General features: G+C 67.5%; 17 protein-coding genes. 4 read left to right on the forward strand and 13 right to left on the reverse strand.

Annotation, left to right across the window (positions count from 1 at the left end):
- The first annotated feature begins 100 nt into the window (after positions 1-100).
- Positions 101-982, forward strand: coding sequence for a LysR family transcriptional regulator (locus tag FAZ11_RS02085; protein ID WP_137279451.1), 882 nt, complete (start codon positions 101-103; stop codon positions 980-982).
- On the opposite strand, the gene FAZ11_RS02090 is transcribed toward FAZ11_RS02085, so the two are convergent.
- The gene (locus FAZ11_RS02090) at positions 979-1890 is read right to left on the reverse strand and encodes a LysR substrate-binding domain-containing protein (protein WP_137279452.1); all 912 of its coding nucleotides are present in this window, start codon (positions 1888-1890) and stop codon (positions 979-981) included. The two genes, FAZ11_RS02085 and FAZ11_RS02090, sit on opposite strands and share 4 nt — an antisense overlap.
- Before the next feature lie 194 nt (positions 1891-2084).
- Here FAZ11_RS02090 and FAZ11_RS02095 point away from each other — a divergent pair, with 194 nt between their 5' ends.
- From FAZ11_RS02095 to FAZ11_RS02105, 3 genes are all read left to right on the forward strand, one after another.
- A complete protein-coding gene (locus tag FAZ11_RS02095; RefSeq protein WP_058766486.1) occupies positions 2085-2834 on the forward strand; it encodes an SDR family NAD(P)-dependent oxidoreductase in 750 nt (249 codons plus the stop codon).
- A gap of 79 nt (positions 2835-2913) precedes the next feature.
- Positions 2914-4212, forward strand: coding sequence for an MFS transporter (locus FAZ11_RS02100; protein WP_058772926.1), 1299 nt, complete (start codon positions 2914-2916; stop codon positions 4210-4212).
- Between the two features lie 228 nt (positions 4213-4440).
- Complete coding sequence (locus tag FAZ11_RS02105) at positions 4441-5349, forward strand: LysR family transcriptional regulator (RefSeq protein ID WP_058766473.1); 909 nt, start codon at positions 4441-4443, stop codon at positions 5347-5349.
- On the opposite strand, the gene madM is transcribed toward FAZ11_RS02105, so the two are convergent.
- The 12 genes from madM to FAZ11_RS02165 all read right to left on the reverse strand — a co-directional run bounded on the left by madM (position 5346) and on the right by FAZ11_RS02165 (position 16831).
- Positions 5346-6113, reverse strand: coding sequence for a malonate transporter subunit MadM (gene madM, locus FAZ11_RS02110; protein WP_137279462.1), 768 nt, complete (start codon positions 6111-6113; stop codon positions 5346-5348). The genes FAZ11_RS02105 and madM overlap by 4 nt on opposite strands.
- A gap of 8 nt (positions 6114-6121) precedes the next feature.
- Entirely contained in the window at positions 6122-6526 is a 405-nt protein-coding gene (madL, locus tag FAZ11_RS02115; RefSeq protein ID WP_058762637.1) for a malonate transporter subunit MadL, read from the reverse strand.
- 337 nt (positions 6527-6863) lie between these two features.
- Positions 6864-7799, reverse strand: coding sequence for a malonate decarboxylase subunit epsilon (mdcH, locus tag FAZ11_RS02120; protein WP_137279453.1), 936 nt, complete (start codon positions 7797-7799; stop codon positions 6864-6866).
- Complete coding sequence (locus FAZ11_RS02125; RefSeq protein WP_420849690.1) at positions 7796-8482, reverse strand: malonate decarboxylase holo-ACP synthase; 687 nt, start codon at positions 8480-8482, stop codon at positions 7796-7798. Before FAZ11_RS02125 ends, mdcH begins: the two co-directional genes overlap by 4 nt.
- Before the next feature lie 14 nt (positions 8483-8496).
- Positions 8497-9312, reverse strand: coding sequence for a biotin-independent malonate decarboxylase subunit gamma (gene mdcE, locus FAZ11_RS02130; protein ID WP_137279455.1), 816 nt, complete (start codon positions 9310-9312; stop codon positions 8497-8499).
- The gene (locus FAZ11_RS02135; protein ID WP_137279456.1) at positions 9309-10175 is read right to left on the reverse strand and encodes a biotin-independent malonate decarboxylase subunit beta; all 867 of its coding nucleotides are present in this window, start codon (positions 10173-10175) and stop codon (positions 9309-9311) included. The genes mdcE and FAZ11_RS02135 overlap by 4 nt, the downstream gene beginning before the upstream one ends.
- Positions 10168-10482 carry a malonate decarboxylase subunit delta gene (locus tag FAZ11_RS02140; RefSeq protein ID WP_058766477.1) on the reverse strand — a complete coding sequence of 105 codons (315 nt, stop codon included), beginning with the start codon at positions 10480-10482 and terminating at the stop codon, positions 10168-10170. The genes FAZ11_RS02135 and FAZ11_RS02140 overlap by 8 nt, the downstream gene beginning before the upstream one ends.
- A complete protein-coding gene (locus FAZ11_RS02145) occupies positions 10482-11339 on the reverse strand; it encodes a triphosphoribosyl-dephospho-CoA synthase (RefSeq protein ID WP_137279457.1) in 858 nt (285 codons plus the stop codon). Before FAZ11_RS02145 ends, FAZ11_RS02140 begins: the two co-directional genes overlap by 1 nt.
- Positions 11339-13015 (reverse strand): malonate decarboxylase subunit alpha, encoded by a 1677-nt coding sequence (gene mdcA / locus FAZ11_RS02150; RefSeq protein ID WP_058772919.1) that lies wholly within the window; start codon positions 13013-13015, stop codon positions 11339-11341. Before mdcA ends, FAZ11_RS02145 begins: the two co-directional genes overlap by 1 nt.
- Before the next feature lie 164 nt (positions 13016-13179).
- Entirely contained in the window at positions 13180-13890 is a 711-nt protein-coding gene (locus FAZ11_RS02155; RefSeq protein WP_058762644.1) for a YfdX family protein, read from the reverse strand.
- Between the two features lie 208 nt (positions 13891-14098).
- Positions 14099-15457: a glucarate dehydratase gene (gene gudD, locus FAZ11_RS02160; RefSeq protein WP_058772918.1), complete on the reverse strand. Its 1359-nt coding sequence runs from the start codon at positions 15455-15457 to the stop codon at positions 14099-14101.
- 18 nt (positions 15458-15475) lie between these two features.
- Positions 15476-16831 (reverse strand): MFS transporter, encoded by a 1356-nt coding sequence (locus FAZ11_RS02165; RefSeq protein ID WP_058772917.1) that lies wholly within the window; start codon positions 16829-16831, stop codon positions 15476-15478.
- Between the last annotated feature and the right edge of the window lie 34 nt (positions 16832-16865).

Raw genomic sequence — 16865 nt, forward strand, 5'->3', positions numbered from 1 at the left:
GGCGGGCGCACGGGAGGTTTTGTTGTTGTGGGTCCAGTATTCGAAGACGTCCGATGTCCTGTAAATTGGAATCTTCCGAAGCAGCGTTCAGAAAAACAAAATGAAGAATCTGCTCCAGCATGTGCAGGCCTTTCTCGCCGTGGCCCGCCAGGGCTCCTTCGCCCGCGCCGCGGAGGAATTGCACCTGTCACCCCCGGCGCTCACCGTGCAGATCCAGCAACTCGAAGCCTGGCTGGAAGTACAGCTGCTGGAGCGCACCCCGCGCCGGGTCCAGCTCACCACCGCCGGTGAAGAGCTGCGCGGCCCGCTGGAGCGCATCCTGCTGGACCTGGGCGATGTCCAGACCCACGCCCGCGACCTGGCCGGCCTGCGCCGCGGGCGGATCACCCTGGCGGCCTTGCCGTCCTTTTTCATGGGGCCCTTTCCCGAGTTGCTGAAGACCTTCCAGGCGCGCCATCCGGCCATCGAGATCCGCCTGCAGGACGTGGTGGCCGGGCGGGTCGAGGCGCAGGTCAGGGAAGGGCAGGTGGACCTGGGCATCGGCGTCCGCCCGCGCGCCGTGGGCCTGGACTTCCAGCCGCTGTACGTCGATCACCTGCATCTCTTCGTGCCCCGCGACCATCCTTGGGCGGACCGTGCGGAAATCACCCTGGCCGAACTCGACGCGGTGCCGCTGTTGCTGACCGGTCGCGACAGCAGCGTGCGCGAATGCCTGGACTTCGCCTTCGCCGCCGCCGGCCTGCGCCTGGTGGTGGCGCTGGAGGCCAACTACATGAGCACCTTGCTGGCCCTGGTGGCGGCTGGGCAGGGCCTGGCTTTGCTACCGGAATCGGCCGGTGGCGAGGCCCCGGTGGTGGCCCTGCCGGTCCGCGGCGAGAGCCTGGCCCGGCCGCTGGGCATCCTCACCCCCACCGGGCGCAGCCTCACCCCGGCGGCCCAGGCCTTTGTCGAGTTGCTCAGGGAGCGGCTGCAGGTGCTCTAGTACTCGAAGGGCTGCCCCAGCTCCTGCTGCAGCCAGTCGAGAAAGCGTCGCACCCGGGCGTAGCGCGAGTGCGCCCGGGGAAACACCAAGTGGTGTGCGGCCACCGGTAGGTCGTCATCCTGGGGCAGCACCCGCACCAGATCGCCGCGGGCCAGATAGTCCGCCGCCAGCACCGTGCTTTCCAGGGCGAAGCCCAGGCCATGGCGGGCGGCTTCCAGGCTCATATAGGAACGGTCGAAACTCAGGGTGTAGGGCCGTTCCGGCAGCGCCAGGCCCTGCTGGGCGAACCAGTTGGGCCACTTCATCAGCGTCGCTTCGGACAGGATGAGTTCGCTGTGCAACAGATCCGCCGGCGAGTGGATCGGCCGCTTCTCCAGTAGCTTCGGTGCGGCCAGCACCGCCAAGCGTTCACGCTGCAGGGTGCGGATCTCCAGGTTCGGCCAGTTGGGCAGGCCGTGGCGGATGTCGATATCGACCTTGTCGCGACTGAAATGCAGGGACTCGTAGGAGCAGGAGAGATTGAGCTGCAGGTCGGGATGGCTCTGGCGGAATAGCTCCAGTCGCGGCATCAGCCAGAGCAGGCCGAAGCTCGGCGCCGAGTGCAGGCGCAGGCATTCCAGGCCGGCATCGCTGGTCGCGCGATCCGTGGCCATTGCAAGCCGGTGCAGCACCTCGCTGACCTCTTCCAGGTATTGCTCCCCGGCCGGAGTCAGGGTCATGCCGCGCGCCCCGCGGACGAAGAGGGCGCGACCCACCAGGGCTTCCAGCTTGGCCAGCTGATGGCTGACCGCCGAGGGCGTCAGCGCCAGTTGCTCGGCGGCGCGGGCGACGTTGGCGAAGCGGGCGGTCTGCTCGAAGGCTTGAAGGGCTTTCAGTGGTGGCAGGGAAAGCGGCTTGCCGGAGTCCATGAGGCGTGAGTCCTTTGGCCAGTTCGAAGCTGATTCTTGATCGACCAGGCCAGACTGCCAAGCCGCAGGCGTGAATTTTATTCAGCACGGTCTGACGCAGGCTGCGTTGCTGGGGCCCTGGGGCAGGGGCACGCTGACGACCAGCGATAGACCTCCACAACAACAAGAAGGATAGCGCCATGCCCCTGCACTCCCTGCTGCTGCAAGACAAGATCGCCCTCGTCACCGGTGCCGCCTCCGCCCGCGGTATCGGTCGCGCCACCGCCCAGGCCTTCGCCGCCCAGGGCGCGCGGGTCATCATCCTCGACCTCGATGCCAGCGCCGCTCGCGACGCCGCGGCCAGTCTCGGCGAAGGTCATCTGGGCCTGGCCGCCAACGTGGCCGACGAAGCCCAGGTCAAGGCCGCGGTCGAGCAGGCGCTCGCCCAGTACGGGCGCCTCGATGTGCTGGTCAACAACGCCGGCATCACCCAGCCGGTGAAGACCCTGGAGATCGGCCGCGCCGATTACGACCGCATCCTCGACGTCAACCTGCGCGGCACCCTGCTGATGTCCCAGGCGGTGATTCCGGCCATGCGCGAGCAGGGCGGTGGCAGCATCGTCTGCCTGTCCTCGGTCTCCGCCCAGCGCGGCGGCGGCATCTTCGGCGGCCCGCACTACAGCGCCGCCAAGGCCGGGGTGCTGGGCCTGACCAAGGCCATGGCGCGGGAATTCGGCCCGGATGGCATCCGCGTCAACGCCCTCACGCCCGGCCTGATCCAGACCGACATCACCGGCGGCCTGATGCACGACGAGCGCCGCCAGTCGATCATCGACGGCATCCCCCTGGGCCGCCTTGGCGAACCCCAGGACGTGGCCAATGCCGCGCTGTTCCTGGCCAGCGATCTCTCCAGCTACCTGACCGGCGTCACCCTGGACGTCAATGGCGGCATGCTGATCCACTGATCGCCCCCCTCGTTCTCAACGCTCTGCATCGAAGAGGGCGCCAGCGGCTGCGGCGCCCATAACAACAAGAGATCAGACCATGACTACGCTCACCCTGACGGCAACCGCCTCCGCGCGCGCCAATGCCTATCGCAAGACCGCCTGGCGGCTGATGCCCTTCCTCATGCTGTGCTACTTCTGCGCCTATCTGGACCGGGTCAACGTCGGTTTCGCCAAGCTGCAGATGATGAACGACCTGGCCCTGAGCGAAGCCGTCTACGGCCTCGGCGCCGGCATGTTCTTCCTCGGCTATTTCCTCTGCGAGGTACCCAGCAACATCATCCTGCACAAGGTCGGCGCCCGCCGCTGGATCGCCCGCATCATGATCACCTGGGGCATCCTCTCGGCGATGTTCGCCTTCGTCGAGACGGCCTGGCAGTTCTATCTGCTGCGCTTCCTGCTCGGCGTGGCCGAGGCGGGGCTGGCGCCGGGCCTGCTGCTCTATCTCACCTTCTGGTTTCCCTCCTACCGCCGCGCCCGCATGACGGTGCTCTGGTTCGTCGCCATACCCCTGTCGGGGATGATCGGCGGGCCGTTGTCGGGCTGGATCATGAATCAGTTCGCCGGTGTCCATGGCTGGGCCGGCTGGCAGTGGATGTTCGTCATCGAAGCCATTCCCACGGGAGTGGTTGGCCTGATGGTGCTGGGTTACCTCAAGGACGGCGTGCACCAGGCGACCTGGCTGGACGACGAAGAAAAGGCGCTGATCCAGAAGGAGCTGGCCGAGGACAACCAGCACAAGACCGAACACGCCAACGCGCGCGACTTCATCGGTGATCGCCGCCTGTGGCTGCTGGCCGGCATCTACTTCTGCGTGGTCATGGGCCAGTACGCCATCACCTTCTGGCTGCCGACCCTGGTGCGCAATTCGGGCGTCGCCGATCCGCTACAGATCGGCCTGCTCACCAGCCTGCCCTACATGTGCGCCATCGTCGCCATGCTGCTGGCCGGGCGCAGCGGGGACAAGCACCGCGAACGCCGCTGGCACCTGGTGATTCCCATGCTGCTGGGCGCCTGCGGCCTCAGCCTCGCCGCGGTCTTCGGCCACAACGTCACCCTGTCGATCCTCAGCCTGTGCCTGGCCGCGGCCGGCATCCTTTCCGCGTCCTCGCTGTTCTGGATGCTGCCCACCACGCTGCTGGGCGGGGTCACCGCCGCCGCCGGCATCGCCGCGGTGAACAGCTTCGCCAACCTGGCCGGCTTCTGCTCGCCCTACCTGATCGGCTGGATCACCACCAGCACCGGCTCAAGCGCCATCGGCATGTTCCTCATCACCGGGGTACTGGTGATCGGCGCCACGCTGGTCCTGCGCATCCCCGCCGCCTTGGTCAATCGTTAATCGAGGTACAGCTCATGACCGCTTCTTCGCCATAGCTCGTATTGCCTACGCCGCACGACCGCTACGGCAGCTCCACCACGGCGGTCTGCCAGCAGATCGAGGGCCGGTTGTAGGGGTGGAGGAAAGAGGGCGCCTGCCGTTATCCGGCTAACCAGGCGCCCCAGCCCTCGACGCCGCCGGCCCATCCGGGCAAGGTGAACAGCTGACTTCCACCACCCGCTGTCCGCCATGTCCGATAACGATGACCTCACCCTGCGCAAGCTGGAGATCTTTCTGGCCTTCATGCGCAGCCGTAACCTGGCGCGGGCCGCCGCCGAGCTGGGCACCAGCCATGTCAGCGTGCACCGCGCCATCCATTCGCTGGAGAGCGCCCTGCGTTGTCCGCTGTTCAAGCACGAGGGGCGCACCTTGACGCCGCTGGACGGCGCCTTCGTGCTGGAAGCGCGCGCCGAGCGACTGATGCAGGACCTGGCCGAGACGGTACGGCTCACCCGGCAGGCAGCGGGCTTCTCGGCCGATCGCTTTCGCCTGGGCGCGCTCTATTCGCTGACGGTCAAGACCGTGCCCCAGCTGATCATGGGCCTCAAGCTCAGGCGCAGCGAACTCAATATCGACCTGGTGCTGGGTTCCAACGCCGATCTCGCCGAGCAGCTGCACGATTTCAAGCTGGACGCCATGCTGGTGGCCTTGGACGACGCCGTGGTAAATGCCGACTGCGAGAGTGTGGAGCTGTTCAGCGACGACATCTTCCTGGCCGCACCTAGCGACTCGCCCTTTGCCGACCAGGCCGAGGTGGACCTGCGCGACCTGGCCGGGGTGCCCTTCGTGACCCTGACCCAGGGCTTCGCCACCTTTCGCGACGGCCGCCAGGTGTTCGCCCAGGCCGGCTTCGAGCCGGAGGTGATCATGCAGGTCAACGACATCTTCTCGCTGATGAGCATGGTCAGCTCCGGGGTGGGCTATGCGCTGCTGCCGGGGCGGGTCGAGGCGGTCTACCAGAACCGCCTCAAGCTCTTGCCCCTGGCGCCGCGCTACCGCCTGCAACAGCGCATCGGCGCGGTCTTCCTGCGCAGCCGCGAGCGCGATCCCAATCTGCTGGCCTTCGTTGCCGAGTGCCGGATGTACGCGCGGAGCTAGCCGCCAACGAGCGCGCGGGTCGCCAGGAACAACAGCGACGGACCGAGCAGGCACCCCAGGGCGGTGTAGAAGGCCGCGGTCAGGCAGCCGTAGGGCACCAACCGCGGATCGGTCGCCGCCAGGCCCCCTGCGACGCCGCTGGAGGTGCCCATCAGACCGCCGAAGATCACCGCGGTGCGCGGATTGTTCAGGCCGATGTAGGGCGCCAGGAAGGGCGTGGCGATCATCACCACGATGGACTTCACCAGGCCGGCGGCGATGGACAGCGCCATGACGTCAGAGCTGGCGCCGATGGCCGCACCGGTCACCGGGCCGACGATATAGGTCACTGCGCCCGCACCTATGGTGGTCAGGCTGACCGCGTCGGTGTAGCCAAACGCCAGGGCGATGGCGACGCCCGCGATGAAGGAGGAGAACACCCCCATCAGCAGCGCGATGACACCAGCGATGCCCGCCTCGCGCAGCTCGCGCATGTTGACGCCAAAGGCCGTCGCGGCGATGGCGAAGTCGCGCAGCATGGCGCCACCGAGCAGGCCCAGGCCCCCCAGCAGCGGCAAGTCGACCAGGCCCTTCTGGCCGCCACTGATGACCCCGCCGACATAGGCGAGCAGCAGGCCGAGAAAGATGGCGATGGCCGAGCCGTGCAGGCGACCGCGGGTGAGCTTGTCGGAGAGCCAGTAGGAGACCCACATGATGACGCCGATGATGGCGAAGGACGCGATCAAACCGTAGGACTGGGTGGTCTTGCTCAGGGCTTCGATCAGCATGGCGGTCACCGGGCGGTCTGGCTAAGGGGGGCGGGAGTCGTGGTCGCGGGCTTCTTGCGGCCCAGGCGGTCGAGCACCGGGACCAGTGCGAAGGCGATACCCACAGCCGTCAGGCCGGCGAGGATGGCCATGGGACCGCTGTGCAGGGCGCCCACCACGTTCTGCTGCGCCGCCATGGCGACCACGATGGGAATGTAGATGGCACTCCAGAACTCCACGCCCTGTTCGGTCTTGGCCGCAAGTCCGGTGCCTCGGTTGCTGATCCAACTGCTGAAAAAGATCAGCAGCAACATGGCGATGCCGACACCGCCGACGTTGGCGGGTACGCCGATGAGCCGGCCCAGAACTTCGCCGACGAAGATGCCGGCCAGGGTGCAGAGGGAGAGTAAAGCGACACCGTAGATGATCATTGTTGTTGTCCTCGGTTGTGCTTGGGGTGGGTGAAGCCTGGCACCGCTCTCGCTTTACCCCCTCTCCCTCGGGGAGAGGGCTGGGGTGAGGGCGCTGCTGTGTTTGACGATCTCTTTGGGTCCTGTGTGGTTCGGATGGAAGCCTGGGCACCGCTCTCGCTCTTACCCCCCTCTCCCTGAGGGAGAGGGCTGGGGTGAGGGCAGCCGCCGTGTTCTAAAATCCTTGTCTATCCTTGGTTGTGCTTGGATGGGCTGAAGCCTGGGCACCGCTCCCGCTCTTGCCCCCTCTCCCTTGGGGAGAGGGCTGGGGTGAGGGTAGCCGCCTTGTGCGAAAAGCTCAGTCCAGTCGCGCTGCCTCCTCGCGCCGCAGCGCGTCCAGTGTCTCGGGGTGGGTATCCTGCCAGGCCAGCACCCCGGCCGCGGGCAGCACGCGTTTGGCCAACTGGGTAAGCACACTGCCCGGTGCCAGTTCGATGGCCAGGCGCACGCCGCGCTCGCGCGCGGCCTCCAGGGTGGCGTGCCATTCGATGGGCCGGGCCATGTTGAAGGCCAGGTCGTCGCGCAACTGCTCGGCGCGCACCAGCCGCCGTGCCGAAGTACCGCTGAGATAGGCCAAGCGCGGCGCCCGCAGCTCGACGCCAGTGAAGTCTTGGTTCAGGCATTCGGCGGCTTCCGCCAATAGCGGGCAGTGGGACGGCACGCTCATGGCCAGGCGCTTGGCGGCCGCAGCGCCCTGAAGGCGAGCCGCCTCAGCCAGCACCGCCAGGCCCGCGTCGCTCCCCGCCACCACGTACTGCTGCTCGGCATTGGCGTTGGCCAGATACAGCGGCGCTTCGGGACGCTGGTGGCTGGCGACCAGGCGCTCCACCGCACCTCGACCCAAGCCAAGCACCGCCAGCATGCCGTAGCCGCGTGGATAGGCCGCCTGCATCAGCTCGCCACGCCGCGCTACCAGGCGCAGGGCGTCGGCGAAGTCCAGGGCGTCCGCCACCACCGCTGCGGCATAGGCACCGATGGACAGCCCGGCCACCAACTGCGGCGCCGGACCGCGACTCAACAACAGCCGCGCGGTGGCAACACCGGCGATCAGCAGGCAGAGCTGCACCGCGCGGGTGTGTTCCAGGGCCGTGGCGGTATCCAGGTTCAACGGATCGCTTTCCAGCACCTCGGCCGCTTCCTCCAGGGTACGCCGGACCTCGGCGTGCTCGGGCAGCGCGTGCAGCATGCCGGGGCGTTGGGCGCCCTGGCCGGGAAACTGGAAGAGGGTACTCATGCGGCGTGCTCCCCTGGCCACGGATCGGTCACCAACCGAGGACCGGCAGCGGTCTTGTGCAGCACCCTTGGCGCGTTCCCAGCCCAATCGGCTAAGGCCACGCCGCCGAGCGGGGTTTCCAAGATAATGTCCAGGCGGCACAGCGCCTGCGCCTGCAGGGACGCCAGCAGTGCCCGTGCCTGGTCGCGCGGCAGCGGGGCGGTGCAGCGGATCAGCAGATCCAGATCGCTCCCCTCATGCAACGCGGGCCAGCCTGAGGCCAGCTCGTAGCCGGCGGCACCGGTGGGGCCCCAGGGTAGGCCCAGGTCATCCAGTAACGTTTGCAGGCGGGCCAGGGTGTCGAACACGGGTAGGTCACGGCAACCACTCGAGATTCTCAGGACCTCGGGGGCGCAGTGTTGCAGCACGGCAGCGGACTCCAGCCAGGTCGCGAGCCGCTCGGCCCGAGTAGAGCCGCGCAGGCCGACTGGGATGCAGCCTGTCTCGGGTGCTGCCCGCCGTACCACCACCGGCAGGCCGGCCTGGGCTACCCCTGTTGCCCAGGCCGGAGCTTCTGGTGGGAGGGCATCCGGCGTCAGGCCCCAGAGCAGGTCGTGGGGTCTGTGTTGGGCTTCGCTGCGCTCAACCCAACCTACTGGAGCGCCGTAGGTTGGGTTGAGCGCAGCGAAGCCCAACGATCCCACCATCCGCCCGCTCATCACGCGCTCCATCCCGCCCGCAGCCGCTCGCGCACCTCACGGGAGGCGGCGCGGTTGGCGCCGTCCAGCCGCAGCTTGAGATCGGTGCTACCGCTGGCGAGGACATCCGCCTGGGCCTCGGCCAGGGCCTGGCGGACCCGCTGCAGATCGGTCTCGGTAGGGTGGTCAGGCTGGGCCACTTCCAGCTGGCGCCAGAGCAGGCCCAGGGAGGCATAGCTGTCCAGGTCATAGGCCATGGGTGGAATATCGGCCGCCAGGCGTTCCAGGTCCTCGACACTGCGCAGGGTGACGCGCGCCGCCGAGGCCTTGCCCATCGCATGCACCTGCACCTGGGGATCGCGCAGGGCCAGCAGGCGATTGGCCTGGTAGCCATGGGCGAGAAAGCCGCCGGACATGGCCTTGCCCACCAGCAGCCCCAGCACCGGATGCCCGGCCAGGCGCGCCTCGGCGTAGGCCCCGGCGGCCCCGGCCAGGGCTTGGTGGATGCCATAGGCTTCTTCGCGACGGCCATAGGCCTGGCTGGGCACGTCCACCAGGGCCACCAGGGTGCGTTTTACCGCGCTGTCACGATCCTCGGCGATGGCCTGCTGGATGGCCCGGGCCAGGCCCCAGCCCTCCAGCAGACCCACCTCGCCCTGGCGGGCGCGGGGGAAGGGATTGCCGGCATCCGCTACCACCGCCAGCCAGCGCGCCGGGCGTCCGGCCAGTTCGAGGTCGGCGACGCGTAGGGAGGCGGGCAGGCCGGTAACAGCCTGACCCTGGCCGGCCAAGGCCTCGAACCAGGTCAGGCCGCGTTGTGAGGGCAGGGTGCTCATGGCTGGTCTCCGGCATAGAGGTGACGAACCGCGGCGGCGTCCGCCTGGGGTTCGGTATCGAGATCGGCAAGGCGTGCCAGATAACGGTCGGCTTGCTGACTGCGCAGGGGAGTAGTGACGCCAGCGGCGAACGCCTGGCGGATAGCGTTGGTCACGGCGTTGCTGTCGTCGGCGACGAAAACATCGGCCAGGCCCGTGGCGACCCGCTGTTCGCCGCCGGTCAGGCTCCAGATGAAGGGCCGGTCGCGGGAGTCGTATTCCTCGATCCCGGCTTCCTGCTCGATCACCTGGGGACCGTTGAGCCCCAGCCGTGCCTCGCGGGTGACGATCAACTGACTACACAGCCCCGCGGCGATGGACATGCCGCCAAAGCAGCCGACGCTGCCGGCGATCACGCCGATCACCGGCTGGTGGCTGCGCAGGGCGACGATGGCCGCCTGGATCTCGGCGATGGCGGCCAGGCCCAGGTTGGCTTCCTGCAGGCGCACACCGCCGGTTTCCAACAGCAACACGGCACGGGTCGGGGTGCCAGCGAGGTTGTCTTCCAGCGCCAACTCCAGGGCGCCGGCGATCTTGGCGCCCCCCACTTCGCCCATGCTGCCGCCCTGGAAGGCGCCTTCGATGGCGCAGACCACCGCGGGCTGGCCGTCGATCAGCCCCTTGGCCACCACCACGCCGTCATCGGCCTGGCAGACGATGCCTTGCTTGGGCAGCCAGGGCGACATTAGCCGCTCGAAGGGCCCGACCAGCTCGCGAAAGCTGCCGGCATCGAGCACCGTGCGCGCCCGTTCGCGGGCGCCGAGTTCGACGAAGCTGCGGCTGTGCAGCAATTCCTGCACAGCGGGAAGGGTGGCTTCAGACATGGGCGCTTTCCTCCAGCTCCAGGGTTTCCAGACCCTGCTCCAGGCGCAAGCGGACCACGCCGGGGGTGGCGCCGAAGTCGTGGATGTCCAGGGTCAGGGCCGGCAGGTCGTCACGGGCGGCGAACAGCCGATCGAAGAGGGCGCGCCAGCGCGGTTCGCTGCCATTGACCGAGGTGGTCACCCTAAGGGTGAAGCCAGAGTCGGCAGGTTCGAGGAGGACTTCGAGGTCCCCCGAGCCGACGCAGCCCACCAGGGCACGACCCCGGCGGCGCTGGCTGGCGGGATAGCTGCAGCTGAAATGTTCCATCAGAGGTCTCCAGGGAGCCGTGGCTCCAGGCGATCGACGAGAAGGGTGGCGGCCAGCAGGTCGGCGGCGCCGCCGGGCGAGGCATTGGCGGCCAGCAACTCCCGGTCCAGGGCCAGCAACTGGCGGCGGCCAGCCAGACTGGCGCTGCCACCGGCGTCCAGTACGGCCTGGGCACCTTGGTGCATGGCGCTGAGGGCGGCGGGACCGGCGCGGTGCAGCACGCAGGTGTCGTCCAGCCGGGTCATGATTGCCAGCAGGGCATCCAGGCGGGCGTTCTGCTCGCCGGCACCGGCCTGGCGGCTGGCGCGCAGTTGCGGCAGGCCGCGCCCGTGGATGGCGGGAAAGCCCGCGGCGGCTTCGGCGCGGGCGCCACCGACACCGTAACGCTGGGCGACGCGCTGGCCATGGCTGGGCGCGGTGTGGGGTGCGTCCGGATCGGGCAGGCTAGCCAGGCGACCTGCCGCAAGGCACAAGGCCTGCGCAGAGCCAGGACGCGCCTGTACCGCCGCCGTCACCAGCAGCCCCAGCGCCCAGATGGCGCCACGGTGGGTATTGACCCCGCCGGTGACCTGCAGCATGGCGGCTTCGCCATCGCGACCCAGGCGGCCGATCAAACGGCGCAGTTCCTCCGCGGGCAGCCCCAGCTCGGCGGCTTCGGCCATGGCCTGGAAGCAGGGCCGCAACGCCTGGGCCGAGGTCAGCATCAGGCCCAGGCTGAGGTCCTGGTGGGCACCCTGGCCGCGGCGATCCACCAGGGCCGGCTTGGGTGAGAGTTCGGCTTCGTCTATTAGAGCGGCCACGGCCAGGTCAGCCAGGCGCTCGGCGGGAGACGGGGCAAGACGGGCAAGGGCGCGCATTACCAGCTCCTGAACTTGGCCGGAGGTTGATAGAGGCCGCCGGACCACTCCACCAGTTCGCCGATGCTCTTGGCGGCGAGCAGTTCGCGGCTGGCATCGGTGCGGCGGATGCCGAGGTCTTCCGGCAGGGCCACCAGGCCTTCCTGGCGTAGGCGCCGCGCCTCGGCCGGATCGCTGCGCAGGCCGATGGCGGTGACCCCGGCCACGGCGGCGATCATCGCCCGGCGCTCTTCCAGGGAGCGGGCACGATAGAGGTAGGCGATACCTTCCTCGGTGAGCAGGTGGGTGACGTCGTCGCCATAGACCATGATGGGCGCCAGGGGCATGCCGCTCTTGCGCGCCACCTCCACCGCATCCAGGGTGTCGACGAAGGTGGGTTTGCCGCCTTCCTGGAAGGTCTCGACCATCTGCACCACCAGCTTCTTGCCGCGCTCCAACAGCGCCGGGGCGCTGTCGCCCGTCTGCTGGCGCATGTCCAGCCAGGCCGGGGTGGGGTGGCGGCGACCGTGGGGGTCATGGCCCATGTTGGGCGCGCCGCCGAAGCCGGCCAGGCGCCCACGGGTGACGGTGGAGGAGTGGCCGTCGCCATCCACCTGCAGGGTGGCGCCGATGAAGAGGTCCACGGCGTACTGGCCGGCCAGTTGGCAGAGCAGGCGGTTGGATCTCAGCGAACCGTCGCGACCGGTGAAGAAGACGTCCGGGCGCTGGGCGATGTAGCCCTCCATACCCAGCTCGGTGCCGAAGCAGTGCACGCTTTCCACCCAGCCGCTCTCGATGGCGGGGATCAAGGTGGGATGGGGATTGAGCGTCCAGTGCCGGCAGATCTTGCCCTTGAGGCCCAGGCGCTCGCCGTAGGTGGGCAGGATCAGCTCGATGGCCGCGGTGTTGAAACCGATGCCGTGATTGAGCGACTGCACCTGGTGGCGTTCGTAGATGCCGCGGATCGCCATCATCGCCATCAGCACGTGCACCGGCTTGATGTGGCGCGGATCGCGGGTGAACAGCGGTTCGATATAGAAGGGCCGGTCGGCCACCACCACGAAATCCACCCAGTCCGCCGGGATGTCGACCCGTGGCAATTCGGACACGTCGTCCACCAGTTGGTTGACCTGGACGATGACGATGCCGTCACTGAAGGCCGCCGGCTCTATCAGCGCCGGGCTGTCCTCGGTGCTGGGCCCGGTGTAGATGTTGCCGGCGCGGTCGGCCATGAAGCCGGCGCTGAGCACCACCTTGGGGATCAGGTCCACCAGCAGCCGGGCATAGAGTTCGATATAGGTATGGATGGCGCCCACTTCCAGCAGGCCATCCTCCAGCAGCTGGCTGATCCTCAGGCTCTGGGTGCCGGCAAAGGAGAAGTCCAACTTGCGGGCGATACCGCGTTCGAACAGGTCCAGGTGCTCGGGGCGGCCGACGCTGGGCATGATCAGGTGCAGGTCGTGCAGCTTGGCCGGATCGACCTGGGCCAGAGCGCGGGAGAGGAAGTCGGCCTGCTTCTGGTTGTTGCCTTCCAGCACCACCCGGTCGCCGGGGGCCAGCAGCTGTTCCAGCGCCGCGACGATGGATGCGCTGGGCAGCACCTTGCCATCGGCCAATGCGGCCACCCGGTCCAGGCGCTGCTGCTTGTCGCTGCGGCGCCTGGGGATCCGAGCCGGTGGGGAGGATGTCGTTGTCATTGGGGTCTCCACGAATCACCTGTCGTGGAGTCACCCTAGACCTCGACTGCCGGGCCTTCAATCAACCTGGAAGGTCGATCGTTACGCTGAAGTTAACGTTTTCCTGCCCGGACGGTTGTTTTGCGGGCCAGCGGTTGGGGGCATCCGCGTGGCCCGCGCTCCCCTCAGGTCTTGTCGACCGGGGTGAAGATCGAAGTGCTCTTGGTGAACCAACTGGACGGGGTGACGTTCACGTTGGCGTTATCGTAGCGGAGGCTGTTCTCCACGTTCTTGAGCACCAGGTTGGCTTGGTAGAACTGGTCATGGGCCATGAGCTGGTTGGCCTGGTGGACCAGATCGGCGGTCTGCTCGGCCGGCAGCACGGCGGTGGAGTAGTCCACGTCGACACCGGCCACCTTGAGGATCTCGGCAGCGCCCTTGGTATCGCCCTGCTGGATCTTGTCGCTGGCCTGGGCCACGGCCTGGTTCTTGGCCGGGGTGGCGACGTAGTCGTCCTTCAGGGTCATGCCGCTCCAGATCGGCAGCCAGGCGGTGGCCTTGGCGTCTTGCTCCGCCACCTTGACGGCTTGGCCGTTCTGGCCCCGCAGATCCTTGGCCGGCTTCATATAGGCGGTGTTGTCGGTCTGGGCCAGGTGCAGCGCGGTTTCGGCGGCGTTCAGTTGCTGTTTGGCCTGGTCGGTCTGGCCGTTGAACAGATCCTGGCGGGCGGCGACGACGTCCATGAAGGCCTTCTGGCCTTGCTGGGAAATCGCCGGCAGGGTGGCGACCTGTTGGCTGGCGACGTCGGGGCGGGCATCGGCGAAGGCGGCGCTGGAAAACAGCGAGGCGATGGCCACGACGAGAATGCCTTTGGTGAAACGACGATTGAGGTTCATGTGCTTCTCCCGAATACGAAAGTAACTGGAACCGCGAAGGTATCGGGCAGGGCTGCGAGATACCGTGAGGTCAGTGTCGATCCGGCGAGCTTAACGAACGCTTAGCTAGCTATCGGTAAATGTAACTAGATTTTTCGTCGTGGGTGGGGCATCGGAAGGCGGTCACCACAGCTCATCCGTGGCGACCTCCTACTACCCGATAAGGGATTTAGCGCACCAGGCAGGGCCGCTTGTTATCGAACGTCCAATTGGGCGAGAGGAATTGCATGGCCAGGGCATCGTCGCGCGCGCCGAGGCCCTTGGCCTTGTACAGCTCGTGGGCCCGGGCCAGGGCGTCCAGATCCAGCTCCACGCCCAGGCCACCCTGCTGCGGCACCGCTACTAGGCCGCCCTTGATTTCCAGGGGCTGCCGGGTCAGGCGCTGGCCGTCCTGCCAGATCCAGTGGGTGTCGATGGCGGTGATCTTGCCCGGTGCCGCAGCGGCGACGTGGGTGAACATGGCCAGGGAGATGTCGAAGTGGTTGTTGGAGTGCGAACCCCAGGTCAGGCCCCAGTCGTTGCACATCTGGGCGACGCGAACCGAGCCCTGCATGGTCCAGAAGTGCGGATCGGCCAGGGGGATGTCCACCGATTGCAGCTGGATGGCATGGCCCATCTGGCGCCAGTCGGTGGCGATCATGTTGGTGGCGGTGGGCAGGCCGGTGGCGCGGCGGAATTCGGCCATCACCTCGCGGCCGGAATAGCCGTTCTCGGCGCCACAGGGATCCTCGGCATAGGCCAGCACGTGGTGCTGGTCGCGGCACAGGCGGATGGCTTCCTTGAGCGACCAGGCACCATTGGGGTCCAGGGTCACGCGCGCCTCGGGGAAGCGTTCGGCCAGGGCGGTGACCGCCTCGATCTCGGCATCGCCACTGAGCACGCCGCCCTTGAGCTTGAAGTCCTTGAAGCCGTAGCGGTCGTAGGCGGCTTCGGCCAGGCGCACTACGGTCTCGGGGGTCAAGGCTTCCTCGTTGCGCACGCGGAACCAGGCGTCGTCGCTCTCGGCTTCGCTGCGGTAGTCCAGGGTGGTCTTGTTGCGGTCACCGACATAGAACAGATAGCCAAGCATCTCCACGGCGTCGCGCTGCTGGCCTTCGCCGAGCAGGGCGGCCACCGGCACCTCCAGGTGCTGGCCGAGCAGGTCGAGCAGGGCGGCTTCCAGGGCGGTGACGGCATGGATGGTGATGCGCAGGTCGAAGGTCTGCAGGCCGCGCCCACCGGCATCGCGCCCGGCGAAGGCCTGGCGCACCTGGCCGAGGATGCGCTGGTACTGACCCAGCGGCTGGCCGATGAGGAATTGGCGAGCGTCTTCCAGCGTCTGGCGAATGCTCTCGCCGCCGGGCACCTCGCCGACGCCGGTGCGACCGGCGTTGTCCTTGAGGATCAGCACGTTGCGGGTGAAGTAGGGACCGTGGGCGCCGCTCAGGTTGAGCAGCATGCTGTCCTGGCCGGCGACGGGCACGACTTCCAGGGAGGTAACCACCGGGGTGCTGCTGTGCAGGGCGGGGGTGGCGTTGAATTGCGTCATGGTCGGGTTCCTTGTCGATCAGCGAGAGGTTTCAGCGGCGAGGGGCGCTTCGGTGGGCGGCGTGGCGACGCCGCGCAACTCGACCCGCTTGATCTCGCCGACGATGAACAGGTAACTGATGGCCGCCACCAGGGCGTTGGCGCCGACGAACACCAGGGCCATCTTGAAGGAGCCGGTAGCGGCGATGATGTAGCCGATGATGATCGGGGTGGTGATCGAGGACAGGTTGCCGATGGTGTTGAACAGGCCACCGGAGAGACCGGCGATCTGCTTGGGAGAGGTGTCCGAGACCACCGCCCAGCCCAGGGCGCCGATACCCTTGCCGAAGAAGGCCATGGCCATGAAGCCCACCACCATCCAGTCGGCGTCGACGTAGTTGCAGAGGATCATGCTCATCGACAGCAGCATGCCGGCGACGATGGGCGTCTTGCGCGCCACGCTCAGGCTGTTGCCGCGGCGCAGCAGCCAGTCGGAGATCACCCCGCCCAGCACGCCGCCGATGAAGCCGCAGATGGCCGGCAGGGAGGCGATGATGCCGGCCTTGAGGATGGTCATGCCGCGTTCCTGTACCAGGTACACGGGGAACCAGGTCAGGAAGAAGTAGGTGAGGGCGTTGATGCAGAACTGGCCCAGGTAGATGCCGGCCATCATGCGATTGGTCAGCAACTGGCCGATGTAGCTCCACTTGGGGCCTTCGCTCTTCTTGCCGGGGGTGTCCAGGTCGACCAGGCCGCCGTTGCTGGCGATGTACTCGACCTCGGCGGCGTTGGCGCGCGGATGTTCGCGGGGGCTATAGATCACCGCCATCCAGACCACCGAGAAGGCGATGCCCAGGGCGCCCATCACCACGAAGACGTGCTGCCAGCCGAAGTGGTAGACGATCCAGCCCATCAGCGGCGCGAACAGCACGGTGGCGAAGTACTGCGCCGAGTTGAAGATCGCCGAGGCGGTGCCGCGCTCCTTGGTGGGGAACCAGGCGGCGACGATGCGGGCATTGCCGGGGAAGGAAGGCGCTTCGGCCAGGCCGACCATGAATCTCAGGGCGAACAGCAGGAACACCGCGGTGCCGATGCCGAATTCACCGATGTAGCCTTGCAGCATGGTGAACACCGACCAGGTGAAGATGCTCGCCGCATAAACCTTCTTCGAGCCGAAGCGATCGAGCAGCCAGCCGCCGGGAATCTGGCCGAGCACATAGGCCCAGCCGAAGGCGGAGAAGATGTAGCCGAGGGAGACGGCACTGATGCCGAGGTCTTTCTGCAGGCTGGAGCCGGCGATGGAGATGGTGGCGCGGTCGGCGTAGTTGATCGTGGTCACTACGAAGAGCATGAACAGGATCAGATAGCGGACGCGGGTCTGCTTGGTTTCGTGCATGAAAAGCTCCCACTGGTTTGTTTTTGTGTGCGGG

Origin of the sequence: Pseudomonas rhizoryzae, from assembly GCF_005250615.1 — a bacterium.
Classification (GTDB): domain Bacteria; phylum Pseudomonadota; class Gammaproteobacteria; order Pseudomonadales; family Pseudomonadaceae; genus Chryseomonas; species Chryseomonas rhizoryzae.